Origin of the sequence: Alkalicoccus luteus (assembly GCF_012034335.1) — a bacterium.
Lineage (GTDB): Bacteria > Bacillota > Bacilli > Bacillales > Salisediminibacteriaceae > Alkalicoccus > Alkalicoccus luteus_A.
Genome location: NZ_JAATHJ010000003.1, coordinates 58,099 through 83,772, shown reverse-complemented (window position 1 = coordinate 83,772; position 25,674 = coordinate 58,099). Strand labels below are relative to the sequence as shown.

Here is a 25,674-nt window from a genome sequence, read left to right as displayed (position 1 = left end):
TCTGTGCAGCATGATCTGCTTGCAGTCACATCGAAAGGAGTCTCGTTTACTCGACCATCCGGGACTCCTGACAGGTTTGTTTACGGGGAGCAGCTTATGTATAATGTACAGGTCAGGGGGAATACAGATGCTTCATTCACAATCCAGATGGATTATTCAAAATCCCGCAGACGGACCGGTCCAGGATGTTCAGCAGCGGACAGGACTGACGTCCATTGCGGCAAAATTTCTCGTACAGCGGGGATTTGAAACAGACGATCAAATCCGTACGTTTTTAAAAGGATCAACGGAGCACCTGCATGATCCGTTTCTTATGAAAGATATGCATAAAGCAGTGGACCGTATACATACAGCCGTCAGCAAGAAGGAGCGCATTCTCGTTTTCGGAGACTATGACGCAGATGGGGTAACGAGTACCTCTCTATTATATTCAGCGTTAACGACGATTGGGGCAGAGGCAGCCTGGTACGTTCCGAACCGGTTTACAGAGGGCTACGGGCCTAACGAACCTGCATTCAGACAGGCAGCTGAAGAAGGGGTAACACTCATTATCACCGTCGATACCGGTATATCCGGCGTCAACGAAGCAGAAGCTGCCAAGTCACTCGGCGTCGATTTAATTATAACGGATCATCATGAGCCGCCGCCGGTGATCCCGGACGGGTTTGCTGTTATTAATCCGAAGCAGGAAGACTGCGGGTACCCGTTTAAAGAACTTGCCGGCGTCGGCGTGGCCTTTAAGTTAGCCAATGCTCTGCTCGGCCGGCTGCCCGAAGAATTTTTTGATCTCACAGCAGTTGGCACAATAGCTGACCTCGTTCCATTGGAGGATGAAAATCGTATTTTAGCTTCTAAGGGGCTGCAGTCGATGCAGGACCGTCTCAGGCCGGGACTCAAAGCATTGCTGCAGGCAGCGGGGACCAGCCGCGACGAGTTGGACGAAGAAACGATCGGATTTGTGATCGGCCCCCGCCTTAATGCTGCAGGCAGACTTGATTCTGCTGATCCGGCTGTTGAGCTCCTGCTCACGCAGGATCCGGGAGAGGCAGAAGAGACTGCCGGGATGATCGATGCATTGAATCGTGAACGGCAGGAGCTCGTAAAAGAAATTGCGTCAGAAGCTGAGAAGAAAGTAGAAGAGCAGGGAGTTCCGCCCGTTATTGTCGTAGCGGGAGAGGGATGGAATCCGGGCGTTATTGGAATCGTGGCAAGCAGGCTCGTGGAGCGGTTTTACCGTCCGGCGATCGTGCTCAGCCTGCTCGAGGATGGTACAACAGCGAAAGGATCTGCCAGAAGCATTGAAGGCTTTGATATGTTTCAGTCGCTTTCAAAATTTCGCGAGATTCTGCCCCACTTCGGCGGTCATCCGATGGCGGCCGGATTAACGATGCAGCGTGCTGACATTGATCAGCTGCGTAGCGGCCTTATACAGACAGCGGAAGAAACGTTGAAAGCTGACGATTATCTTAAAAAAATACACGTCGATCTTGAAGTGTCGGTCGATGAAATCAGCGTGAAAACCATTCAGGACCTGGCTGCGATGGCTCCGTTCGGGATGGGTAACCCGGCACCGAAAATTTTAATCAGACGAGCAGTCGTGGAGCAGGCGAAGGTGATCGGTTCTGCAAAAGATCATTTGAAGCTGACGCTTACTAATAAAGATCACAGTTCCTCGCTCGATCTGATTGCTTTTCGCATGGGAGCTGCAGAGAAATCAATTTCTCCGCTTGCAGAGCTGTCAGCTGTCGGAAAGCTTTCGATTAACGAATGGAACGGGCGGGTAAAACCACAAATGATCGTGGAAGATCTCAGAATCGATGACTGGCAGCTGTTTGATCACCGGGGAAGCCGGCAGTATTTATCGAAGCAGAAGGAGCCGCGTGTCCTGCTGCACTTCAGTGAATCAGCACCGGCAGACACGCCGCAAGCGTGGAAAACCGTCTGCTGCAAGGATCCGGATCAAGCAGCACCGGAACTGTCTCAAGCAGCATACGTTACGCTGTATGACACTCCGGATTCAATGGATCAGCTGCGTGCTGTGATGCAGCATCTGACATCACTTGAACAACTGGACGCCGTGTTTCATGATGAGCAAGATTACTTTTTTTCCCCGGCACCTTCGAGGGATCAGTTTAAGTGGTACTATGCGTTTTTGCAAAAACGGGGTTCATTCGACATGAATGAGAACATAAAAAAGCTTGCTGCTCATAAAGGGTGGAGTGAATCGATGATTTCTTTTATGTCAAACGTGTTTTTTGAGCTCGGATTTGTTAAAATAAACGGTGGTGTCGTTTCTGTTAACGAGCGTCCTGAGAAACGGGACTTATCGGAGTCAGAACTGTACACAACACGATTAGAAAAAACAAGTATCCAGCAGGAGCTTTGCTATTCAACGTACCGCTCCCTTAAAAAACAGCTGGACGAAATGACGATTACGGCAAGTGTGGAGACACACAGCCGTTAGGAGGAAAAACGAATGGATTTCAAGCAGTACGTAACGGTAGTAGAAGATTTTCCTAAAGAAGGGATCCGATTCAAAGATATTACAACGCTGATGGAAAACGGGGAAGCATATAAAAAAGCAATTGAAGCAATGACAGAATTTGCTCATGGCAGGGAAATCGACGTTATTGTAGGCCCTGAAGCACGCGGCTTTGTTGTCGGATGCCCGATTGCCGTAGCATTAGGAAAGGGATTTGTGCCTGTTCGTAAGGCTGGCAAACTGCCTCGTGAAGTTCTGGAGGTCGATTACGGACTCGAATACGGGAAAGACTCTCTGAATATTCATAAAGGATCGATCAAACCTGGCCAGCGTGTTCTGATAACGGATGATTTGCTCGCGACCGGCGGAACGATAGAAGCAACGATTAAAATGGTCGAAAAAATGGGCGGGATCGTAGTCGGCATAGCCTTCATGATTGAGCTGAGCTATCTTGACGGGGCAGACCGTCTGCAAGATTACGACGTATTTACGCTTATGACATATTAATGAGCATTCGAGCGGCAGGTTCTTTTTCAACAGAACCTTGTCGCTTTCTTGTTACATAATCTCTATGCAGGGACGTATAAAAACGTGCCGTTTTAGTATATAATCGAGTTAATTCGACAAACCGGTATATGCCGGAGTGACGCCGCTCCCAGCAGGAACTTCCCGGAAATCTCTAAAGAAAATGCAGGGTGATTCCATGACCAGTGAACAAGTACTTGAAAAAGCTGCAGAATATTTATCCGCAGATGATACAGCGTTTCTGCGGGAGGCCTATGAACTGGCAAGGTATGCCCACCGGGAACAGTACAGACGTTCGGGGGAACCGTATATCTGGCACCCCGTCCAGGTAGCCGGCATTCTGGTCGACCTTGGGATGGATCCGGATACAGTTGCGGCGGCGTTTCTACATGACGTCGTTGAGGACACAGATATTGGCCTCGAAGAAATCGAGCAGAAGTTCGGGGAGCAGGTCGCGATGCTCGTCGACGGAGTGACTAAGCTCGGAAAAATTAAATATAAATCCAAAGAAGAACAGCAGGCGGAAAATCACCGGAAAATGTTCGTCGCAATGGCGAAAGACATCCGCGTCATCCTTATAAAGCTCGCGGACCGGCTTCATAATATGCGGACGCTTAAGCATCTGCCGCCGGAAAAGCAGCGAAGGATCTCGAACGAAACGCTTGAGATTTTTGCGCCGCTTGCCCATCGCCTTGGTATTTCCAAGATCAAGTGGGAGCTTGAGGATACATCTCTCCGCTATTTAAATCCACAGCAGTATTACCGGATCGTGAATTTAATGAAAAAGAAGCGCGTAGAGCGCGAAAGCTATATTGAAGAAGTGCAGGAGCTGTTAAAGGACCGGCTTGCAGGGATGCAGATCGAAGCGGATATTCACGGACGCGCCAAGCATATTTACAGCATATACCGGAAAATGGTGCTGCAGAACAAGCAGTTTAATGAAATTTACGATCTGCTCGCCATTCGCATCGTTGTAAAAAGCATTAAAGACTGCTACGCCGTGCTTGGAACGATCCACACGCAGTGGAAGCCGATGCCCGGCCGTTTTAAAGATTACATTGCAATGCCTAAAGCCAACATGTATCAGTCGCTGCACACGACTGTGATCGGTCCTAAAGGAGATCCGCTTGAAGTTCAGATCCGCTCGGAGGACATGCATAAAGTGGCTGAATTCGGTGTTGCGGCACACTGGGCATACAAAGAAGGCAAAACGGTGGATGATGCCGAATCACTGGAAACGAAGATGTCGTGGTTCCGTGAAATTCTTGAATGGCAGAACAATACGAGTGATGCTCAGGAATTTATGGAGTCTCTGAAAATCGACTTGTTTTCCGATATGGTATTTGTTTTCTCTCCTAAAGGAGACGTTATGGAGCTTCCAAAAGGCTCTGTTCCGCTCGACTTTGCCTACCGGATTCATACAGAGGTCGGCAACCGATGCATTGGTGCCAAGGTAAACGGAAAAATGGTACCGCTTGACCATCAGCTCAAAACGGGCGATATCGTCGAAATTCTCACGTCCAAGCACTCTTACGGTCCAAGCCAGGACTGGCTCAAGATCACGCAGAGTTCTCATGCCAAAAATAAAATCAGGCAATGGTTTAAAAAGGAAAAGCGGGATGAGAACGTTGAAAAAGGCCGGGACCTTATTGAAAAAGAAATTGAGAAAAAAGGTTTTACGACAAAACAGGTGCTTACTACAGACAACCTGGCCAGGGTAATGGATAAATTCAGCTTTACGACGGAAGAGGACATGTACGCTGCTGTCGGCTATCACGGCATTACCGCCGCCCAGGTCGTCACACGGCTGACAGATACGCTACGGCAGGAAGAAGCTGCTGCTGAAGGAAAAACACTCACGGAGGCCGTCGGCGATTTAAAGCCAAATCAGCGTACCGTTCAGAAAAAGGATAAGACCGGTGTAAAAGTGAAAGGAATCGATAATTTAATGATTCGCCTTTCCCGATGCTGCAACCCAGTGCCGGGAGACAGCATCGTCGGATACATTACTAAAGGCCGCGGTGTCTCGATTCACCGTGCGGACTGTCCGAACATACAGCAGGAAGAAGATGCAAGGCTTTTGGAGGTTGACTGGGAACAGCAGCCGAACCAGTCTAAAAACTACGACGTGGACATTGAAATTTCCGGCTATGACCGGCGTTCACTTTTAAACGATGTGCTGCAGGCGGTAGCCGAAACGAAAACGAACATTCATGCTGTAACCGGGAAGGCAGACAAGAACAAAATGGCGAGAATTGATATGACCGTATCGATTCAGCATACGGCTCACCTGCAAAAAGTGGTGGATCGGATCAAACAAATTCCGGACATTTATACGGTACGCCGCGTGATGCATTGATTGGAGGACTTGGAACATGAAAGTGATTGTTCAGCGGGTAAAAAACGCTTCTGTTACAGCGAATGGAGAGATCAGCGGTGAAATTGACCACGGGCTGATGCTGCTAGTTGGTGTGACGCACTCGGATCAAGAAAAAGATGTGCAGTATACAGCCGATAAAATTGCCGGTCTCCGCATTTTTGAAGACAGTAACGGCAAAATGAATTTGTCTGTTAGTAACACCGGAGGCAGCATTCTCTCTGTTTCGCAATTTACCCTTTACGGTGACGTCAGAAAAGGCCGGAGACCAAACTTCATGCAGGCCGCACCGCCTGAGGAAGCAGAGCGGCTGTTTGACGCTTTTAACGACCGGCTTCGATCGGTGCACGGACTTCCCGTTGAAACTGGTGTGTTTGGCGCGATGATGGATGTGAAACTGACTAATGACGGACCTGTTACGCTGATTGTCGACAGCATAGAGAAATGAACTTGACATTATTGCGTGTAGTTCGTATGATAAAAAAACATGATGAAAACGCCAGTGATGAAGAAAAGTAGCGGGAGAACACCGTGCTTCAGAGAAGCTGTACCCTGGGCTGCAAGTACAGCTGCCGGTGCCCGTGAACGAACACTTCGTAGGTGTTCTGCTGAACGACCAGTAGGCAGAGACGTTTCCGGGCGTTAACCGGTATGAGTGGGAGCAGTATGCTTCAACTAGGGTGGTACCACGGGCTTACAGGCTCCCGTCCCTGACTTTGTCAGAGACGGGGGTCTTTTTTGTGCCCGCAGAACAATACATGAAGACAGATGAATGGAGGAAACGATATGGCTTTTCAAATACCTCGGGGAACGCAGGATATTCTCCCCGGTGAAGCGGAAAAATGGCAGTTGATCGAAGCGAAAGCTCGTGACATCTGCCGTCGGTACAATTACAAGGAAATCCGAACACCTATCTTTGAGCAGACGGAACTTTTTGCAAGAGGCGTCGGAGATACTACTGATATCGTACAAAAAGAGATGTACGAATTTAAAGACAGAGGAGGCAGAAGCTTAACGCTTCGACCAGAGGGAACGGCCCCGGTTGTCCGCTCGTACGTGGCTGAAAAAATGCACGGCTGGGTCGAGCAGCCGGTAAAACTTTACTATACCGGTCCGATGTTCCGCTACGAGCGTCCCCAGTCCGGAAGAATGAGGCAGTTTGTTCAATTCGGAGTTGAGGCGCTCGGAAGCGCCGACCCGGCGGTGGATGCAGAAGTGATGGCGCTTGCGATGGACATATACAAAGAGCTTGGCTTGAAGCAGGTTTGTCTTGTCATCAACAGCCTGGGAGACACTGCAAGCAGAAATGCTCACAGAGAAGCATTAACTGCTCACTTTTCTCCTCGTATTGACGAATTTTGCGAGGATTGTCAAACGCGGCTGCACAAAAATCCGCTGCGTATTCTTGACTGCAAAAAGGACCGGGATCACGAGCTGATTTCGACAGCCCCTTCGATTCTGGATTACTTAAATGACGAATCTGTTGCCTACTTTGACGAGGTGAAGCGCTACCTGGATGATATGGCTATCGATTATACGGTCGACTCATCGCTCGTCAGGGGACTGGATTATTACAACAATACCGCTTTTGAAATCATGCTGGAAGGAGAAGGATTTGGAGCGATTACGACGCTTGCGGGCGGAGGCCGCTACAATGGACTTGTTGAAGATATCGGCGGTCCGGAAACGCCGGGTATCGGATTTGCCATGAGCTTCGAGCGACTTCTCATGGCACTTGACGTTCAAGGTATCCAGTTATCCGATGAAGCGCCGCTTGACGCGTATATCACTGCCATTGGCGACGAGGCGAAAGCCGTAGTGCCGAAGCTGCTGCATGAACTGCGTGCATCAGGCGTTGCAGCAGATACCGACTATACTGGTAAAAAAATGAAAGCCCAGATGAAAGCGGCAAACCGCCAGGGAGCGAAAATCGTGCTTCTGATCGGCGATGAAGAATTAAAAGATAATCAGGTAACGCTAAAAGATATGAAAACCGGAGACCAGCAGCTGGTCAGCCTCGACCAGGCACCGGCAAAAACGTCAGCATGGCTGAAAGGGGAATAAGCATAATGGGACAGCGAACACACGTATGCGGAGAATTGTCTGAAGCATTAACAGGAAGCAGCGTCGTCCTGCAGGGATGGGTGAAAAAACGGCGCGACCTGGGACAAGTCATTTTTATTGATCTACGCGATCGGAGCGGCCAGGTACAGATTGTTTTCAACGGAGAAGAAAATCCGGAAGCACTCAGAATAGCTGAAGATGTCAGAAGCGAATATGTTATTGAAGTGGAAGGCACCGTTTTGGAGCGGGATGAAGCAAACGTTAATCCGAAAATTTCGACCGGCCGGATTGAAGTCATGATATCTGCGATCCGTGTCCTTAACGCAGCAAAAGGACTTCCTTTCGTTGTAGAAGATACGGCTGAGCTGAATGAAGACGTGCGGTTGAAGTACCGCTATCTGGACTTGAGACGACCTGCTATGCAGGAAACGATGAAGCTGAGAAGCAGAACGACGAAGCTGATTCGTGATTTCCTCGATGAACAAAGCTTTATGGAAATGGAAACTCCGATGCTGACGAAGAGCACGCCTGAAGGGGCTCGTGATTATCTGGTGCCTTCCCGTGTGCATCACGGTGAGTTTTACGCCCTGCCGCAGTCTCCGCAGCTGTTTAAGCAGCTGCTGATGGTTTCGGGATTTGAGCGGTACTTCCAGATTGCCCGGTGCTTCCGTGATGAGGACCTTCGTGCGGACCGCCAGCCGGAATTTACGCAGGTGGACATCGAAGCATCCTTCATGCCGAAAGAAGAGCTGCTCGGAATGACAGAGAAAATGATGCAGAAACTTGTAAGTGAACTTAGGGGAGTGGAAGTGAAAGCGCCATTTAAGCGGCTGACGCATCGTGAAGCAATGAACCGCTACGGTTCTGACAAGCCGGACACCCGCTTCGGCATGGAGCTGACAGATGTTTCAGACATCGTAAAAGACACAGACTTTAAAGTGTTTTCAGGTGCAGTCAAGTCAGGCGGAGCAGTAAAAGGTATTTGTGTAAAAGCAGAAGCTCCGAACTACTCCCGTAAAGACCTGGATGAGCTGAGCTCGTTTGCAGCAATTTACGGAGCAAAAGGTCTGGCCTGGCTGAAAGTGGATGAGGCAGGAGCATTGAAAGGCCCGATTGCGAAATTTTTTGATGAAGACAAAGCGCAGGCGATAAAGGATGCTTTTCAGGCTGAGCCGCAGGACATCCTCTTGTTTGCAGCTGATAAGCTTCAGGTCGTCTGGGACGTGCTTGGCGCCCTGCGTACGAAATTTGCAAAAGACCTGAAGCTCGTTGAACCTGGAACGTTTGACTTTCTCTGGGTGACAGAATTTCCGCTGCTTTCCTACGATGAAGAAGAAGGCCGCTATGCGGCAGAACACCATCCGTTTACAAGACCTGTAAGGGAAGATGAGCACCTGCTTACAGAAGCGCCTGAAAAAGTTCGCGCAGAGGCGTATGACCTCGTCTTAAACGGATATGAGCTTGGCGGAGGATCTCAGCGTATATTCGAACGCGGGCTTCAGGAAGATATGTTCGCGGCACTTGGATTTTCAAAAGAAGAAGCGTATGAGCAATTCGGATTTTTACTCGATGCATTCGAATACGGTACGCCGCCTCATGGCGGAATCGCGCTCGGCCTCGACCGGCTGGTGATGATTCTTGCAGACCGCACCAACCTGCGGGACACAATTGCGTTTCCAAAAACAGCGAGTGCAGGCTGTTTGCTGACCAATGCACCATCACCGGTGGAACAAGCCAAGCTGGATGAGCTGAATCTTTCTGTTAAAGAAAAACAGTCAGCCGAATCGAAGCAGGGCTAATTCAGGCACTACACTAAAAAAGAATCAGAATGAAGAGCCGGCAATCGAATGATTGCCGGCTTCAGACTGGTGTGCCCGGCATGTCTGGCAGCTTGGTGGTGAAAGTCCACTACGGGCTTGGCAATGGGAACCGTTAGCGAATGGCAAGGGTGTCCGGGGCGACCCGGAATCTGAAGGAAGCCGGACGCAAACACACGCGGTAACGAACAGAAACAGGATACAAGGCTGAATAGGGAGGGATGAGTCTGCCAGCCAAGACGAAATCCCACATTGCCCGAATCCCGTTCAGTAAATTCTGTGCCGACGAGTGGAAAGCGGTCAGACTTACCCGGGGAGATCTGTATGGAATGCTCTAACGAGTAACGATTACCGTGAGGCAATCCTGAACATACAGAAGTCAGTTCAAGTCATAGTACCGGGGACGATCCCTGAAAAGGGAAACGAGGGAAGGACTTGACGGTTGGTATCTCCATGTCCGCAGACGTGTGAAGTTGTGATGATCACAGACAACGGAATTGAATTTCCGGCTGCTCCCGGAAGGATAGAGTGGAAATCGAACGTACTGGGAGAGCGTGTAGCAACCTTTGCGGGGAAGCGACAAGGAAGGAAGATGCCATCGAACCGCCGTGTACGAGATCCGTACGCACGGTGGTGTGAGAGGACGGGGGTTAGCCACCCCCTTCTACTCGATTAGACAAAGTCGGTATAGGTGAATCATGTTGCATCTGCCTGTATCTACGGGCACTCGCTTTCCGGAGGGAACGGGCTCAGCTAATCGCTTCTTCCTTGCGTCGGAAGCGCTGGATCTTCGCCTCGTTCTGATCCTCTCGGAGTCGAGGCCCTTCGATGCCGGCAGCTGGCAGTACGTTTCAACCATCTGTTTATGATTAGCACGAGCTTGCTCCATACGGATGGAATCTTACCTATGGGACGTTTCTATGAACAATAGAGATACCATTGCTTCAACGTCTTCACGATGAGAGCAGAAGGGAAGACGTGCCAACCGATCGTGTCGTCTTTCGCTGACAAACAGATCCGTTTCACCGGCGTGTCCGGCGGGGACGCAACAAGCAGCCTGAAGATTCAATTCCGTTCGATCTTGAACGGAATGAACGCGTACAGGGGTTACCCTGAGAAGTAGCTGGCAAGCCCACGGCAGGATCGGTAAGCGGAGGGGAATACAACCAAACGAATAAACATGTAAGCAGATTGACTTTGTCAACAGCCAGAAAAGCATTCGCCTTTCTGCAGCTCCAGCACTCGCACAAGCAGACGGGCTTTTACAGCAGATTGAGAACCGTGAGCCGGATAAGCGCTTAAGCATGTCTTTTATAGGGGTTCTAAATAATGTCAACAACGTCATTATTTTGTGAAATAAATTGACAGAATTTTTTGTTATATAGCTTGCATTTTCCATTTACGTGCGCTATGATGAAACCGTACTCAGCGTTATCAACTGTAAGAGTCCTGAGATGTACGCGTAAATAGACGGTTTTGAGCCAACATTTTTACATTGGGAGCCTGAGGGTTCCGCCGGAATGGACATGCCCGCAATGCCGGGACGTCCGGCCCTGTGGACAGGGCACCCACCTGCCAGGGCAGGTTCAAAGCGAGTTAACGCTGCGGCATAATGGGACTCTTATGTTCCAAAAAAGCTGATTTACTAAGGTTTGTGTGCCTTTAGTAAATCAGCTTTTTATTGTTTTCAGCTATTTCTACGAGAGTCAAAATAATCAAGACGTTTTTGTACGGTTTTTTCATAGCCATTAATCGACGGTGTGTAAAAACGGCGCTTCTTCATATGATCGGGCAGATATTGCTGCACGACGTAATGGTGCTCATAGTGATGCGGGTATAAATAACCTTCGCCATGGCCAAGGCGAGAAGCTCCTTTATAATGAGCATCTCTCAGGTGAACGGGCACCTCGCCAGTTTTCTCCTTTTCGACTGCTTTCAGGGCGTCATCGATGCCTTTGATGACAGCATTGCTTTTAGGTGCAGTCGCGAGGTAAAGTGCCGCTTCTGCCAGCGGAATGCGTGCTTCCGGCATGCCGATAAATTCCACTGCCTGAAAAGCTGCTTCTGCAATTAAAAGCGCGTTCGGATCAGCGAGTCCGATATCTTCAGCTGCGTGAACGTAAAGTCTCCGGGCGATAAATCGGGGATCCTCTCCTGCATAAATCATTTTCGCTAGCCAGTAAAGCGTGGCATCGGGATCTGATCCGCGAATGCTTTTAATAAATGCAGAGACAGTATCGTAATGATTGTCTCCTTTTTTATCGTATTGAACGGTCCGCTTTTGAATCGATTCCTCAGCAGCTTCCAAGTTGATCACTATGACGCCTTGATCATCCGGATTAGTCGTAAGCACAGCAAGCTCGAGCGCGTTTAAAGCCGTGCGGGCATCTCCCTGGGCGGTCTGGATAAGGTGCTCCATAGCTTCTTCTTCGATTGTAATATCGTATGCTCCAAATCCCCGTTCTTTATCGGTCAGCGCCTCGTCCAGCACCTGCTTTACAGCCTCATCAGAAAGCCTCTCCAGACGGAACAGCCTGGATCTTGACAGCAGGGCATCGTTTACTTCAAACATAGGATTTTCAGTAGTAGCGCCTATTAAGATCACGGTTCCATCCTCAACGTGTGGAAGCAGAGCGTCCTGCTGGCTTTTATTAAAGCGGTGAATTTCATCAATGAATAATACGGTCTGGCGTTCGTCAAACTTCAGTCTGTCTTTAGCTGCAGAAGTGACATCTTTTATATCCTTGACACCGGCAGTGACAGCATTCAGCTGTACGAAAGCAGCAGATGTTGTATTAGCAATCACTCGTGCCATCGTCGTTTTACCTGTTCCCGGAGGACCGTGAAAAATCATAGCTGACAGCCGGTCTGCTTCGACCGCACGCCGAAGCAGCCTGCCTTCGCCGATAATGTGTTCCTGACCGCGGATTTCGTTGAGTGCTGCCGGTCTCATTCTGGATGCAAGCGGGCCTTTTGGCGGTTTTCCGGCTTGCTGATCAAACAGATCCATGTTCATCCCTCTTTTCCGCACGCCTGGGTGCAGTCTCATTGCAATTCTATCGAAACACAGATAAAATGCAAATGGCGTCATATAAAGGTATTTAGATTCATGCTATAATAGACTGCAGAATCAGAGGAAGAAGGAGATACTATTGAGAAATCGTCCGCTGGCTGACAGCTCCTTTTTCCGCTGGAGCGTCTTTACGGCAGGCCTGATTGTCATGAGCTTCGGAATCGCTCTTATGATACGGGCTGAATTGGGGAGCGCCCCGTGGGATGTACTTCATATCGGCCTGATGAACCAGTTTGGACTGACCGTCGGAACGTGGACAATCATCATGGGCTTTCTGCTGCTGGCTGCAGCGTCTGTTATGCTAAAAGAACTCCCGAAAGCCGGAGCTTATGCTAATATGCTGCTCGTCGGTATTTTCGTGGATATCTTTTTATTTTTGCTTGGAACCCCTGCTATGTTTGGAGCCCAGCTGATTATGCTCGCAGCAGGTATCGTCATTATGGGATTTGGAATCGGACTCTATATTTCTCCGCAGTGCGGAGCCGGCCCGAGAGACAGCGTCATGCTTGCACTCTCTGAAAAAACCGGGGCCACGGTCGCACGAGTCCGTATTTATATGGAAGTAATCGTATTGATTGCCGGATGGATGCTCGGCGGACCGGTGTTTGTCGGAACGATCTTATTCAGCCTGACGATCGGTCACATCACCGGCTTCTCGCTGAACTATTGTGCTAAATGGATGAACAGACTGAGGGAAAGAGGGATGACCGTTGAAAATATCAACTAAAGGACGCTATGGACTTACCATTATGATTGCACTTTCCAAAAAACACGGTGAAGGACCGATCTCACTAAAGTCTATTGCAAAGGAACATTCGTTATCTGAACATTACCTGGAACAGCTGATCGCACCGCTTCGCAATGCGATGCTCGTAAAAAGTGTCAGAGGGGCTTACGGGGGATATATGCTCGCTAAAGATCCGGAAACGATTACGGCAGGAGATATTATCCGTGTGCTTGAAGGGCCGATTACGCCCGTCGAGATCATTGACGATGAGGAACCGGCCAAGCGGGATTTATGGATTAAAATCAGAGACGCAGTAAAAGATGTTCTCGATTCTACGACACTTGACGACCTGGCTAATTTTAAAGATGAAGGCAGCCAGGATAACTATATGTTCTATATCTAGCTTTATTTATGAACAGAAAGGAAGAACCACAAATGGAACGGATTTACCTGGATCATGCAGCAACCACTCCGGTGCATCCAAAGGCAGCTGAGGCGATGATGCCGTATTTCACGAGCGTCTTCGGCAACCCGTCGAGCACGCATCATTATGGCCGTGAATCAAAAGCAGCGCTGCAGCGTGCCAGAAGAATACTTGCGGATGCCGTTGGAGCCTCTGCAGAGGAGATTGTGCTGACTGCTGGAGGTACCGAGGCAGACAATCTGGCAATTATGGGATACGCCAGAAACCATCATCATCTCGGACGTCACATTATTACAGCTGTAACGGAGCATCACGGCGTTCTGCACGCGTGTCAAGCGTTAGAAAAAGAAGGCTTTTCTGTGACGTATTTAAACGTGGACAGCTCAGGGCTGATTCGGATGGAAGAGCTGGAGGAGGCATTGCGTGACGACACCATTCTCGTAAGCCTGATGACTGCAAACAATGAGACAGGCGTAGTTCAGCCTATCCAGGCCATAGGTGACCGTCTAAAAGAGCATCAAGCTGTTTTCCATACAGATGCCGTTCAGGCTGTAGGAAAACGAGAGATTCATGTCAGCGACCTCGGGGTAGATATGCTGGCTGCTTCTGCCCATAAATTTAACGGTCCGAATGGAACGGGCTTTTTATATGTTCGAAAGGGTATTCAGCTCTCACCTCTTCTTCACGGGGGATCACAGGAACGAAAACGCCGCGCTGGCACGGAAAGCACAGCCCTTGCGGCAGGGATGGCAGAGGCTCTCAGGCTCACGCTTGAGGAGATGGAACTAAAGCAGACGGAGCAGGAGCGTTTCAGAAGACTGCTGCTTACTCAGCTTGAACACGGCGGAGCGGAAGCAGTAGTGAATGGTCATCCGGAGGAGCGGCTTTCAAACGTGCTGAACATCAGCTTTCCCGGCGCGAATGTGGAGCAGCTGCTTATGAATCTGGATTTAGAAGGAATTGCGGTCTCGAGCGGTTCGGCTTGTACAGCAGGATCAATTGAAGCCTCGCATGTTCTGACAGCGATGCACGGGGACAGCGAACGCGGACGATCAGCAGTCCGTTTCAGCTTCGGACTTGGAACGACAGACGAGCAGATCAACAGAACAGCGGAGACGCTTTTACGTGTTCTCCAGCGTATGAAGATGCTTAATTAATGAAACAAGGAGGTGTCTGCTTTGGCAGACAACGCAGAAATCAGAGTAGTTGTCGGCATGTCGGGCGGCGTTGACTCCTCGGTTACAGCCCACCTTCTAAAAGAAGAAGGCTATGATGTCGTCGGTATTTTTATGAAAAACTGGGACGACAGCGACGAAAGCGGATTTTGCTCCGCTACAGAAGATTACGAGGATGTGGCTGCGGTAGCTGATCAGCTTGGTATACCGTATTACACGGTTAATTTTGAAAAAGAATACTGGGACAACGTGTTTTCATATTTTCTTGATGAATATAAAGCAGGCAGGACGCCGAATCCGGACGTCATGTGCAACAAGGAAATTAAATTCAAGGCATTTCTGGATCATGCGATGGCACTTGGAGCAGATTACGTTGCTACCGGTCACTATGCCCGTAAAACGGTTGAGAACGGAGAGGTGAAGCTTCTGAAAGGAGTCGACAGCAATAAGGATCAGACGTACTTTCTGAATGCTCTAAGCCAGGAGCAGCTGAGCAGAGTGATGTTTCCGCTTGGGAACCTTCCAAAGCCGGAGGTTCGCGATATTGCGAAAAAGGCAGAGCTTGCAACAGCTGCGAAAAAAGACAGCACCGGCATCTGCTTTATCGGCGAGAGAAACTTCAAGGAATTTCTCATGCAGTTTCTACCGGCTAAAAGCGGAACGATGGAAACGCTGGAGGGAGAAGTCAAAGGAACGCATGAAGGACTCATGTACTATACGCTCGGGCAACGTCAAGGGCTTGGTATCGGCGGCGCAGGTGAACCTTGGTTCGTTGTCGATAAAGATCTGGAGCGCAACGTCTTAATCGTTGGGCAGGGGTATCATCATCCCCTGCTTTATTCCGAAGCCCTTAAAGCAGAGAGCGTCAACTGGATTTCCGGAGCGGCACCTTCAGAGTCGTTCAGCTGTACGGCGAAATTCCGCTACCGTCAGGAAGATAAGCCGGTTACCGTGACCGTAAACGAAGACGGATCAGCGGATGTAACATTCGCAGAGCCGGAGCGCGCTGTAACGCCGGGCCAGTATGTCGTATTTTATGATGGGGATGTCTGCCTCGGCGGCGGCACGATTGACCAGGTTTATAAAGCAGCTGCCCTTTCTTTATAACAGAGCGGCATCAGGTTCATGGCCCGGGTCATGAACCTGTTGCCCTTTTTAAGGAGCAGCGTCACATTCTGCCGGTATGAATGCCGGGCAAAAAGACTAAGTGACATGATAACAAACATGAAGGACAGATTCAGGAAGGCAGGTACTTCTCATGGATAAAAACGCAAAGGCAGTACAGGAAATGCAGGAAGGAAATATCGAAGAGGCAGCGAAACTGTTGAATGAAGCAATTGAAGAAAATCCTGACGATGACACGGCGTTTATTAACTTTGGCAATCTGCTTGCTGCGGTAAATGAAGAAGAGCGCGCAGCAGTCTTTTACGAAAAAGCGATCGAGCTAAACAGTGAAGCAGGAACGGCGTACTACGGGCTTGGAAACCTTTACTACAATCAGGATAAATTTCAGGATGCCATACTGGTTTATCAGAAGGCTGTACAGGCAGGCCTGGAGCAGGCCGATGTGTATTACATGCTCGGCATGAGTTTTTTTCAGGCAGGAGAAACTCTCAGATCGCTTGCTCCGTTATCAAGAGCATGTGAGCTGAATCCGGCCGACGCTGAGGCACGTTTTCAATATGGACTTGCACTGGCGCAAACTGAGCAGGTGGAGCTGGCGTTTAACGAGTTCGAAGCTGTTCTTGAGCTTGAACCTGAGCATGCCGACGCTATGTTTAACCTCGGCGTCTCGTGGGCTTACCGTGACGATGCGGAAAAAGCGCTGGAGCTGTTTGGAAAAGCGCTTGACGTCCAGCCTGAGCATGCATTAGCTGCAAACGGACAAAAGCAGATGCTGAAAATTCTCGGCCGCGAATAGGGAGGTCCCTGTATGGAGGAAAAGGAGTTTGTGAAAGGAGAAATCTCTCACGTCATTTATCACCAGGAGGATTCTCTTTACACGGTCGCAAAATTAAAAATCATCCAGTCCTCCGAAGAACTGACAGAAAAAGAAACGGTCGTCGTCGGGCTGATGGCAAAACCGGACCGGGAGACGGTGTATACGTTTTCCGGTTTTATGAAAGAGCATCCACGTTTCGGCAAGCAGTTTGCGTTTGATACATACAAAAAGGAAATGCCGGATACGCATAACGGGCTGATGCTGTATTTTTCAAGCGACCGTTTCCCCGGAATCGGCAAAAAAACCGCTTCAGCAATCGTGGAGGCTTTCGGCACGAACGCGATCTCGATGATTCTTGAGAAGCCATCCAGACTTGCTGAGATTCCAAAACTGGACAGTGAAAAAGCAGATTTGATTTACAAGCAGCTGCAGGAGGATCAAGGCATCGAAGAAGTGCTGATGCGGCTTTATGAGTACGGTTTCGGTTTGAAGCTGTCGGTTAAAATTTATCAAACCTACCAGACGGATGCGCTGCGCATCATCGAAGAAAATCCGTATCAGATGGTTGGAGACGTGGAAGGGGTCGGATTCATAAAAGCCGATCAGCTCGGACAGAAGCAGGGAGTCACCGGAGATCACCCGGACCGGCTGAAGGCTGCCGTTTTATACGTATTATATGAACAAAGCCTGAACGAAGGACATGTGTTTGTGAAGCTGGAACACGTGTTGGAAGGGGCACTGGAGCTGCTGACGCGTGATGGTGAGACGATTGACGCTGAGAATCTTGGAAACGTAACCGTCGAATTGAACGAAGAAGAGAAAGTGGTTCTTGATGAAGCCGGGGGGCGCTTGTATATTCCATCGCTGTTTTATGCGGAGCAGGGCATTGCCACAAATCTGAACAGGCTGCTGCGTCAGGAAAAACCCGATGATTTTCCGGACGCCGAGCTCGACAAAGCACTCGGGAAAGTGGAGGACACCCACAATATTACGTACGCACCTTCGCAAAAGCTTGCCGTGGAAACGGCTGTTTCAGCGTCGCTGATGATGCTGACGGGCGGACCCGGTACAGGAAAAACGACCGTTATTAAAGGCGTGCTGGAAGTATTCGCTGAGCTGCATGGTCTCTCTTTGAACCGTGATGATTACAGGGGCAATAAAGAAGCTTTTCCCTTTATGCTTGCTGCACCAACGGGAAGAGCTGCAAAGCGGATGACAGAATCCACCGGTCTGCAGGCATCGACCATTCACCGGCTGCTCGGGTATAAAGGGAGCGAAGAAGAAGGATTTGACAAGGATGAAGAAAACCAGCTTGAGGGCCGTTTGCTGATCTTGGATGAAATGTCGATGGTCGACACGTGGCTTGCAAATCAGCTGTTCAAAGCGGTTCCTTCAGGTATGCAGGTTCTGATCGTTGGAGATGAAGATCAGCTTCCTTCCGTCGGACCTGGTCAAGTAATGACGGATTTGCTGGCTTCAGAGCTGATTCCGGTTGTGAGACTAACGGACATTTACCGGCAGTCTGAAGACTCTCATATCATCACGTTCTCACACGAAGTGAAAGCAGGCGTATTGCCTGAGCGGATCGATACGTCCAGCAGAGACCTTCGCTTTTTCCCGTGCCGGACCGATTCCGTCGAAGATGCAGTGAAGAAAATATGCAGCGGAGCTAAGGCGAAAGGGTATACCGCAAAGGATGTTCAGGTGCTCGCTCCAATGTATAAAGGACCGGCCGGCATCACAAAGCTCAACACGATGCTGCAGGAGCTGTTTAATCCGAAAACCGGAAAGGTGAGAGAAGTGCAGTACGGGGAAGTCGTTTACCGCAAAGGAGATGTTGTGCTCCAGCTCGTCAATAACCCGGAAGAAAATGTGTTTAACGGCGACCGCGGCGAAATCGTGGCTATTCTGACTGAGAAAGAAACGACGGATAAAAAAATGCAGATTGTCATTTCGTTTGACGGAACGGAAGTAACGTACGGAAGGTCTGAGCTGTCGCAGATTACCCACGCTTATTGCTGCTCAATTCATAAGTCACAGGGAAGCGAGTTCCCGATCGTCGTGATGCCAGTCGTACGAAGCTACAGCCGGATGCTCCGCAGAAAGCTGATCTATACCGGTATTACGAGAGCACGTGAATTTCTGCTGCTCTGCGGGGAGTGGGATGCACTGAACAGAGCCGTCCAGGCTGAGCAGGAGCTGCTCCGCTTTACCTCGCTTCAGGAGCGGCTGGACGACGCCAAAAAAGAAAATTCGTTTGACAGCTGATAGAAACTATCTCTATAATATGAATCGGATATAAGCTAAGACGATGAAGGAGAATGCTGCAGAAGCCCTCTGCCAGAGAAAGACTTCCAAGGCTGGAAGAAGTCTTCGGAGAAGAACTGCAGCTGCTGCTCCCGAGTGCAGGAAAAACCTGCCGGCACGTGCCCGTTATGCACTTTTGAGCGACAGACACACGTCTGTAACAAGGGTGGTACCGCGAGCATCTCGTCCCTGGCAAGCAGCCGGGAGACGGGATTTTTTTATGCATACAGCGAGGAGGAGATGAACGATGAAACAATTGACATCTGCACAGGTAAGACAAATGTATCTCGATTTCTTTAAGGAAAAGCAGCACGCGGTGGAGCCAAGTGCTTCACTCGTCCCGCACGAAGATCCGTCCCTGCTTTGGATTAACAGCGGGGTTGCCACGTTAAAGAAATACTTTGACGGAAGGGTTATTCCTGACAATCCGCGTATCGTCAATGCACAAAAATCAATACGGACGAACGACATTGAGAACGTAGGAAAAACAGCTAGGCATCATACATTTTTTGAAATGCTCGGTAATTTTTCAATCGGGGAATACTTTAAAAAAGAAGCGATTCACTGGGCCTGGGAGTTTCTGACGGATGAGAAATGGATCGGATTTGATCCAGAGAAACTCGCGGTTACAATTTATCCGGAAGACGATGAAGCGTTCCAAATCTGGCACGAAGAAGTCGGACTTCCCGAAGAGCGGATTATCAGACTGGAAGAAAATTTTTGGGATATCGGGGAAGGCCCGTGCGGACCAAACACGGAAATTTTTTACGACCGCGGTCCTGCTTACGGTGATGATCCAACTGATCCGGAAATGTTTCCGGGCGGAGAAAATGAACGTCATTTGGAAATTTGGAACCTTGTTTTTTCTCAGTTTAATCATAACAGCGACGGCAGCTACACGCCGCTTCCGAAGAAAAACATCGATACAGGAATGGGTCTGGAGAGAATGGTATCTGTCATTCAGGATGCAAAAACAAACTTCGATACCGATTTGTTTGTACCGATCATCCGTGAAACAGCATCTATTTCAGGTAAATCCTACGGCGAGAACAGCGAGATGGATACGGCATTCAAAGTAGTGGCCGACCACATCCGAACAGTAACGTTTGCTGTCGGTGACGGTGCGCTGCCTTCCAATGAAGGACGCGGCTATGTTCTCAGAAGACTGCTGCGCCGTGCGGTCCGGTATGCGAAAGCACTTGGGATTAATGAGCCGTTTATGTACCGGCTCGTTCCGGTAGTCGGAGACATCATGCAGGACTTTTATCCTGAAGTGCTGCAAAAATCCGAGTTTATACAAAAGGTCATTAAAAACGAGGAAGAGCGATTCCATGAAACCCTCCATGAAGGGCTGTCGATGCTGCAGCAAATGATCGCAGACGCAAAAGCATCCGGCAGTGAAACGCTCGACGGACCGGGTATGTTTAAGCTTTACGATACGTATGGTTTCCCGGTTGATCTGACGGAAGAATATGCGGAAGAAGCAGGCTTGAAAGCGGACCGTGACGGCTTTGAAGCTGAGATGAAAAAACAGCGTGACCGGGCACGTGCAGCACGCCAGGAGTCCGGGTCGATGCAGCAGCAGGATGAAGTACTCGGAGCTATTACAGAGCCATCTCTATTTACCGGCTATAACACATTAACAGCAGCCGGGACTGTTACAGCCATTATTAAAGACGGCGCCCGTACCGATATGGTGCAGGAAGGCGACCGCGTGCACGTGATGCTGAGTGAAACGCCGTTTTATGCAGAGAGCGGCGGACAAACAGCAGATACAGGCCGCATTGTCAGCAACCGTGGTGAACTTGATGTCACCGACGTTCAGAAAGCACCGAATGGACAGCATTTGCATGAAGCAACTGTTGTATCCGGTACCGTTTCAACCGGTTCAGAGGTCACAGCAGAAGTAGCTGGAAAACGCCGGCGCGATATCGTTAAAAACCATTCAGCTACACATCTGATGCACCAGGCATTAAAAGATGTACTGGGTGAGCATGTGAATCAGGCCGGGTCATTAGTCGAGCCGGGCAGACTCCGATTTGATTTTTCTCACTTCGGCCCGATGAGCACCGATGAAAAAGAGAAGATAGAAGCAATTGTAAACGAAAAAATCTGGAACGGCATCCCGGTGCAGATCTTTGAAACAAGCCTCGATCAGGCGAAAGAGATGGGCGCAATGGCGCTGTTTGGTGAAAAATACTCCAGCAATGTGCGTGTAGTGCAGATGGAAGACTACAGTCTGGAGCTTTGCGGTGGCTGTCACGTAGAATCAACGGCTGAAATCGGCTTATTTAAAATAGTGTCTGAGGGCGGCATAGGTGCCGGCATCAGACGAATTGAAGCCGTAACTGGTCAAAAAGCGTACGAGTATATGAAAGAACGGGAAAACGTCCTGCTGCAGGCCGCCGCTGCCCTTAAAACGAATGCGGAAGAAGTTCCGCAGCGTATTTCTCTCCTTCAGCAGCAGCTGCGTGAATCAGAAAGAGAAAACGAATCGCTCACGTCACGCATCAGCCGAATGGAAGCAGCATCTATTCTGGACCGGGCAGAAACTGTAAACGGCGTCTCTGTGCTTGCAGAACAAGTGGAGGCACCGGATATGAATGCGCTGAGAAGTCTCGCAGATTCATTGAAAGAAAAAATGGATTCCGGCATTTTGGTGCTGGGTGCGGCTCATGGTGGAAAAGTCAGCTTTGTTGCAGCGGTTTCTCCAGATCTTGTAAAAGAAGGGTATCATGCCGGAAAATTGATTAAGGAAGTCGCGGCAGTATGCGGCGGTGGTGGCGGCGGACGTCCTGACATGGCTCAGGCCGGTGCTAAAGATGCCTCAAAAATACCGGAAGCACTGAATAAAGTGTCAGAAATTGTGACAGCATAGGGAAGAAGCATGTACTTCTCTCCGGATTCGTACTAGAATAGAAACAAAGCCGGTATGCCCGCATATAATTATCTGCGGGCTGAGCCGGGCATGGAAAACCATCCGGCACGATAGAAAGGCGGGGAAGCTATGAGTTCCATGGATAAAACAATGAAATTTAACTTTAACGACGACTCGATGGACAGACAAGTACGTGAAGTGCTTGAGAGTGTATACGGGTCACTTGAAGAAAAAGGCTATAATCCGATCAATCAGATCGTCGGCTATCTTCTTTCCGGAGATCCTGCTTACATTCCGCGCCATAACGAAGCACGCACGATGATTCGTCGTCTTGAGCGCGATGAAATGATTGAAGCACTGGTCCGTTCTTATTTGAAAGATGGAAACAAAGCATGAGAACAGCTGGACTGGATGTCGGCACGAAAACGATCGGCGTCGCAGTTAGTGACGCCTTCGGCTGGACAGCGCAAGGCGTAAAAACAGTCCGCCGCACCGATGAAGAGACAGATCTGCATGAGCTGAAGCAGCTGTTTTCAGAACATGAGGTGTCTGCAGTCGTTGTCGGACTTCCAAAAAACATGAACGGCACGCTCGGTCCGAGCGCCGAGCTTTGTATGGCGTTTGCAGAAATGATTAGAAGGGAATTGGAGTTACCCGTAGAAATGTGGGATGAGCGTCTGTCGACATCAGCAGCTGAAAAAATGCTGGTCGGGGCGGATGTCAGCCGCAAGAAGCGGAAGAAAGTAATCGATAAAATGGCTGCTGTTATGATTTTGCAAAATTATCTGGACAGCAGACCGTAAAGGAGCGAATGATACAATGGCAGATTCCGATCTGAAAATCAGAAAACCTGCTGAAGATGACAACCGGATCATTATTCCGGATCAGGAAACAGGTGACGAGCATCTGTTTGAAAAGGTGCTGGAATTCGATAATCCGCAGACAGGTCACTCTTATGTGCTTATTGCACCGGAAGGAACCGGAGAGTCAGACGAAGATGAGGTAGAAGTGCACGCGTTCCGCTATGAAGATACCGGGGGCGAGGACCTTTCGTTGTTCCCGATTGAAACAGAAGAAGAGTGGGATATGGTCCAGGAAGTTTTTAATACGATTCAGGATCTGGACGAAGAGCAGTAAAATAAAAACAGCCTGCAGGATGAAGCAGGGCGGTTCCGGAAGCGGCATGCTTCAGGGGGGCCGCTCTGTTTTGTGTGACAGCTGTCCGGAGCAGTAAGAGCGGCGTTCGATTCAGACATCAGCCGGGCTCGGAGGGAGAGATTGGGATGACAGAACTATCAAAAGAAGAAAAGAAACAACAGCGTCGCGAACAGCATCAAAAGCTGCTAAACGAAAGACGAAAAGAAGCCGGACTGGTGCGAAAAATTGTGTTTTCACTGCTGGTGCTCATGATTCTTGTTGCAGCTGCAGTTGCTTTTGGCTCCTATCAATATGTAATGGCTTCCCTCGGCCCGGTTGATGAAGAAGAACCGGAAGAAGTTGAGGTTGAAATTCCGATAGGTTCAGGGACCGACACAATTGCCGAAGTGCTGGAAGATAACGGCGTTATCTCCAGTTCCACCATGTTCCGTTACTATGTTCGGTTTCAAAATGAGAGCGGGTTTCAGGCAGGCACCTATCAGCTTTCCACTGAAATGAGTGTCGATGATATTATACAGGAATTAAAAGAAGGCTCTGTGCAGGAAGAGTATGCCCTCTCATTTACAATTCCTGAGGGATTCTGGGCGGAAGAGATCTTTGCCCGCGCTGCTGAGGAATCAGGTCTGGAAACAGAGGAGCTCATCGGTACAGCAAGAGACGAGAACTATTTAAATGAGCTGATTGACCGTTATGACATGTTGACAGACGAAATTTTGGACGAGGATATTCGGGAGCCTCTCGAAGGGTATCTTTTCCCGGCACGATACGATTTTATCGAAGAAAATCCTGATCCGGAAGAAATCATCGAAGCGATGCTGGACCGGATGCAGGCTGAGCTGAACGCAGCCCTGACCGGTGAGAGCGATTATACAGTTCACGAACTTCTTACCGCCGCTTCGATTATCGAAGGTGAAGCACAGAATGATGAGGAGCGCCCGATGATCTCTGGTGTGATTGAAAACCGGATGCGCGTACCGATGCCGCTCCAGATGGATCCGACGGTTTCTTATGCGCACGGAGAAAGACTGTCGCGGACCTTCAATGAAGATACGGAAATCGAATCTCCATATAACACGTACAACCAGACAGGACTGCCGGTAGGACCGATTAATAATCCGGGAGTTGCTTCCATACAATCAGTGGAAAATCCGGAAGAACACAGCTATCTCTATTTTTATCATTCACCTGAGGGAGATATTTACTTTAACGAAACCTATGAGCAGCACCAGGAGACGGTTGGACAGTATCAATAGAGAAAAGTAGTTTTGACACTCGAAAAAACCCGTGATAGAATATCCCGGGTTGTAACGAAGGAGAGTTTATTTATGCAGCAGGATGCACTCAGAGGCTATTTGACAAAGCTTATTCCGCAAAACAGCGGCTATTCTGCGGAACTGGAGCAGGACGCGCTCCGTCGTCATATCCCGGTCATTGACCGGGAAGCGCTGCATACGCTTATTACACTGCTGCATATAAACGGAACTTCCCGCATTCTGGAGATTGGAACAGCGGTCGGCTATTCTGCTATCCGTCTGCTAGAAGAAATTCCGGAGCTCGAGGTCATTTCGATTGAACGAGACAAGGCTCGTGCTTATGAAGCAGAAGTGAACGTAAAAAAGGCAGGATTGACAGAGCGGTTTCAGCTGATCAGAGGAGATGCCGTTGAATCAGCTCAGCAAGCAGCGCAATATGGCCCGTTTGATGCGCTGTTTATTGACGCAGCAAAAGGAAGCTACGATGTTTTCTTTCGGACGTTTGAGCCGATGGTAAAGCCAGGCGGCCTGATTACAGCCGATAACGTGCTTTTCAGAGGCTACGTGCCGGGAACTGCTGAGCCCGAGTCCCGCAGGTTCATAAATATGTCAGACAAACTGCGGTCTTTTAATGAAAGTCTGATGTCGTCTGATCAATTTCAAACGATGATCCTCCCGGTCGGGGACGGGTTGCTTGCCGCACGCAAGAAGGAAAAAAACACATCAGTTGACATGTAAATTATACTCTTGTACTATGACGTGAAAGGAATCGCCAATATGCATAATAAACCCATTATTATTGGAGTCACAGGGGGCTCCGGTTCCGGCAAGACGACGGTGGCTAATGAAGTATACAATCAGTTTCCGAAGCATTCCATTCTGATGATTGAACAGGATGCGTATTATAAAGATCAAACGCATCTGCCGATGGAAGAGCGCTTAAAAACGAACTATGATCATCCGCTGGCATTCGACAACGATTTGCTGATCGAACATCTTCATCAGCTGATGGAAGGCAAGGCAGTTGATAAGCCGGTTTATGATTATGCCAATCATACACGTGCTGAACGTGTGATCCCGGTTCAGCCGAGAGATGTTATTATTCTGGAAGGCATCATGATCCTGGAAGACAGCAGGCTGCGTGACTTAATGGACATAAAGCTGTTTGTCGATACGGATTCTGATATGCGGATTATCCGGAGATTGCTGCGGGATATAAATGAACGCGGCCGGACAATTGACAGCGTCATTGATCAGTACACATCCGTTGTAAGGCCGATGCATCTTCAGTTTATTGAGCCTACAAAACGGTATGCAGATATTATAGTCCCTGAAGGCGGGCATAATCACGTGGCGATTGACTTAATGGTAACGAAAATTAAAACCATTCTGGAGGAAAAGTCCATGTTATAAAGCCTATTGGCAGAAAGGACTTTTTTCTATATAATGACAATTGTAACGCAGGATAGAAT

20 protein-coding genes, 1 other RNA gene and 1 other annotated feature are annotated in these 25,674 nt (G+C 49.2%); of the genes, 20 read left to right on the top strand and 1 reads right to left on the bottom strand.

All coding sequences use genetic code 11. From position 1 onward, the window contains the following. Positions 1-127: 127 nt before the first annotated feature. From recJ to ssrS, 7 genes are all read left to right on the top strand, one after another. On the top strand, positions 128-2,464 hold the full coding sequence (recJ, locus tag HCN83_RS03070; protein WP_168004854.1) for a single-stranded-DNA-specific exonuclease RecJ: 2,337 nt from the start codon (positions 128-130) through the stop codon (positions 2,462-2,464). Between the two features lie 12 nt (positions 2,465-2,476). Next, on the top strand, positions 2,477-2,989 hold the full coding sequence (locus HCN83_RS03065; RefSeq protein ID WP_168004853.1) for an adenine phosphoribosyltransferase: 513 nt from the start codon (positions 2,477-2,479) through the stop codon (positions 2,987-2,989). Between the two features lie 181 nt (positions 2,990-3,170). Continuing rightward, positions 3,171-5,366: a RelA/SpoT family protein gene (locus HCN83_RS03060; protein WP_168004852.1), complete on the top strand. Its 2,196-nt coding sequence runs from the start codon at positions 3,171-3,173 to the stop codon at positions 5,364-5,366. A 16-nt stretch (positions 5,367-5,382) separates the two neighbouring features. Continuing rightward, entirely contained in the window at positions 5,383-5,832 is a 450-nt protein-coding gene (gene dtd, locus HCN83_RS03055; RefSeq protein WP_168004851.1) for a D-aminoacyl-tRNA deacylase, read from the top strand. 45 nt (positions 5,833-5,877) lie between these two features. Then, positions 5,878-6,099, top strand: a binding site (T-box leader). A 71-nt stretch (positions 6,100-6,170) separates the two neighbouring features. Further along, the gene (gene hisS / locus HCN83_RS03050; protein WP_168004850.1) at positions 6,171-7,448 is read left to right on the top strand and encodes a histidine--tRNA ligase; all 1,278 of its coding nucleotides are present in this window, start codon (positions 6,171-6,173) and stop codon (positions 7,446-7,448) included. A 5-nt stretch (positions 7,449-7,453) separates the two neighbouring features. Continuing rightward, entirely contained in the window at positions 7,454-9,247 is a 1,794-nt protein-coding gene (gene aspS / locus HCN83_RS03045) for an aspartate--tRNA ligase (RefSeq protein ID WP_168004849.1), read from the top strand. Between the two features lie 1,461 nt (positions 9,248-10,708). Further along, positions 10,709-10,888, top strand: a non-coding RNA gene (gene ssrS, locus HCN83_RS03040) — 6S RNA. Positions 10,889-10,952: 64 nt separating this feature from the next. Here ssrS and HCN83_RS03035 read toward each other — a convergent pair. Beyond that, the gene (locus tag HCN83_RS03035; RefSeq protein WP_168004848.1) at positions 10,953-12,275 is read right to left on the bottom strand and encodes an AAA family ATPase; all 1,323 of its coding nucleotides are present in this window, start codon (positions 12,273-12,275) and stop codon (positions 10,953-10,955) included. 211 nt (positions 12,276-12,486) lie between these two features. Here HCN83_RS03035 and HCN83_RS03030 point away from each other — a divergent pair, with 211 nt between their 5' ends. The 13 genes from HCN83_RS03030 (at position 12,487) to udk (ending at position 25,615) form a co-directional block, all read left to right on the top strand. After that, positions 12,487-13,065 (top strand): YitT family protein, encoded by a 579-nt coding sequence (locus tag HCN83_RS03030; RefSeq protein ID WP_168004979.1) that lies wholly within the window; start codon positions 12,487-12,489, stop codon positions 13,063-13,065. Continuing rightward, positions 13,049-13,468: a cysteine metabolism transcriptional regulator CymR gene (gene cymR / locus HCN83_RS03025; protein WP_168004847.1), complete on the top strand. Its 420-nt coding sequence runs from the start codon at positions 13,049-13,051 to the stop codon at positions 13,466-13,468. The genes HCN83_RS03030 and cymR overlap by 17 nt, the downstream gene beginning before the upstream one ends. A gap of 32 nt (positions 13,469-13,500) precedes the next feature. After that, complete coding sequence (locus HCN83_RS03020; RefSeq protein WP_168004846.1) at positions 13,501-14,646, top strand: cysteine desulfurase family protein; 1,146 nt, start codon at positions 13,501-13,503, stop codon at positions 14,644-14,646. Positions 14,647-14,667: 21 nt separating this feature from the next. Continuing rightward, positions 14,668-15,771, top strand: a complete 1,104-nt coding sequence (gene mnmA, locus HCN83_RS03015) for a tRNA 2-thiouridine(34) synthase MnmA (RefSeq protein ID WP_281351672.1) — start codon at positions 14,668-14,670, stop codon at positions 15,769-15,771. 151 nt (positions 15,772-15,922) lie between these two features. Then, entirely contained in the window at positions 15,923-16,585 is a 663-nt protein-coding gene (locus HCN83_RS03010) for a tetratricopeptide repeat protein (RefSeq protein ID WP_168004845.1), read from the top strand. Between the two features lie 12 nt (positions 16,586-16,597). Further along, positions 16,598-18,874, top strand: coding sequence for an SF1B family DNA helicase RecD2 (gene recD2 / locus HCN83_RS03005; protein WP_168004844.1), 2,277 nt, complete (start codon positions 16,598-16,600; stop codon positions 18,872-18,874). 286 nt (positions 18,875-19,160) lie between these two features. Next, on the top strand, positions 19,161-21,791 hold the full coding sequence (gene alaS / locus HCN83_RS03000) for an alanine--tRNA ligase (protein WP_168004843.1): 2,631 nt from the start codon (positions 19,161-19,163) through the stop codon (positions 21,789-21,791). Positions 21,792-21,920: 129 nt separating this feature from the next. Then, the gene (locus HCN83_RS02995; RefSeq protein ID WP_168004842.1) at positions 21,921-22,187 is read left to right on the top strand and encodes an IreB family regulatory phosphoprotein; all 267 of its coding nucleotides are present in this window, start codon (positions 21,921-21,923) and stop codon (positions 22,185-22,187) included. After that, on the top strand, positions 22,184-22,594 hold the full coding sequence (gene ruvX / locus HCN83_RS02990) for a Holliday junction resolvase RuvX (RefSeq protein ID WP_168004841.1): 411 nt from the start codon (positions 22,184-22,186) through the stop codon (positions 22,592-22,594). Before HCN83_RS02995 ends, ruvX begins: the two co-directional genes overlap by 4 nt. A gap of 16 nt (positions 22,595-22,610) precedes the next feature. Beyond that, positions 22,611-22,928 (top strand): DUF1292 domain-containing protein, encoded by a 318-nt coding sequence (locus HCN83_RS02985; RefSeq protein WP_168004840.1) that lies wholly within the window; start codon positions 22,611-22,613, stop codon positions 22,926-22,928. Between the two features lie 146 nt (positions 22,929-23,074). After that, on the top strand, positions 23,075-24,202 hold the full coding sequence (gene mltG, locus HCN83_RS02980; RefSeq protein WP_168004839.1) for an endolytic transglycosylase MltG: 1,128 nt from the start codon (positions 23,075-23,077) through the stop codon (positions 24,200-24,202). A gap of 72 nt (positions 24,203-24,274) precedes the next feature. After that, the gene (locus HCN83_RS02975; RefSeq protein ID WP_168004838.1) at positions 24,275-24,940 is read left to right on the top strand and encodes an O-methyltransferase; all 666 of its coding nucleotides are present in this window, start codon (positions 24,275-24,277) and stop codon (positions 24,938-24,940) included. 39 nt (positions 24,941-24,979) lie between these two features. Then, entirely contained in the window at positions 24,980-25,615 is a 636-nt protein-coding gene (udk, locus tag HCN83_RS02970; RefSeq protein ID WP_168004837.1) for a uridine kinase, read from the top strand. Positions 25,616-25,674 lie beyond the last annotated feature (59 nt).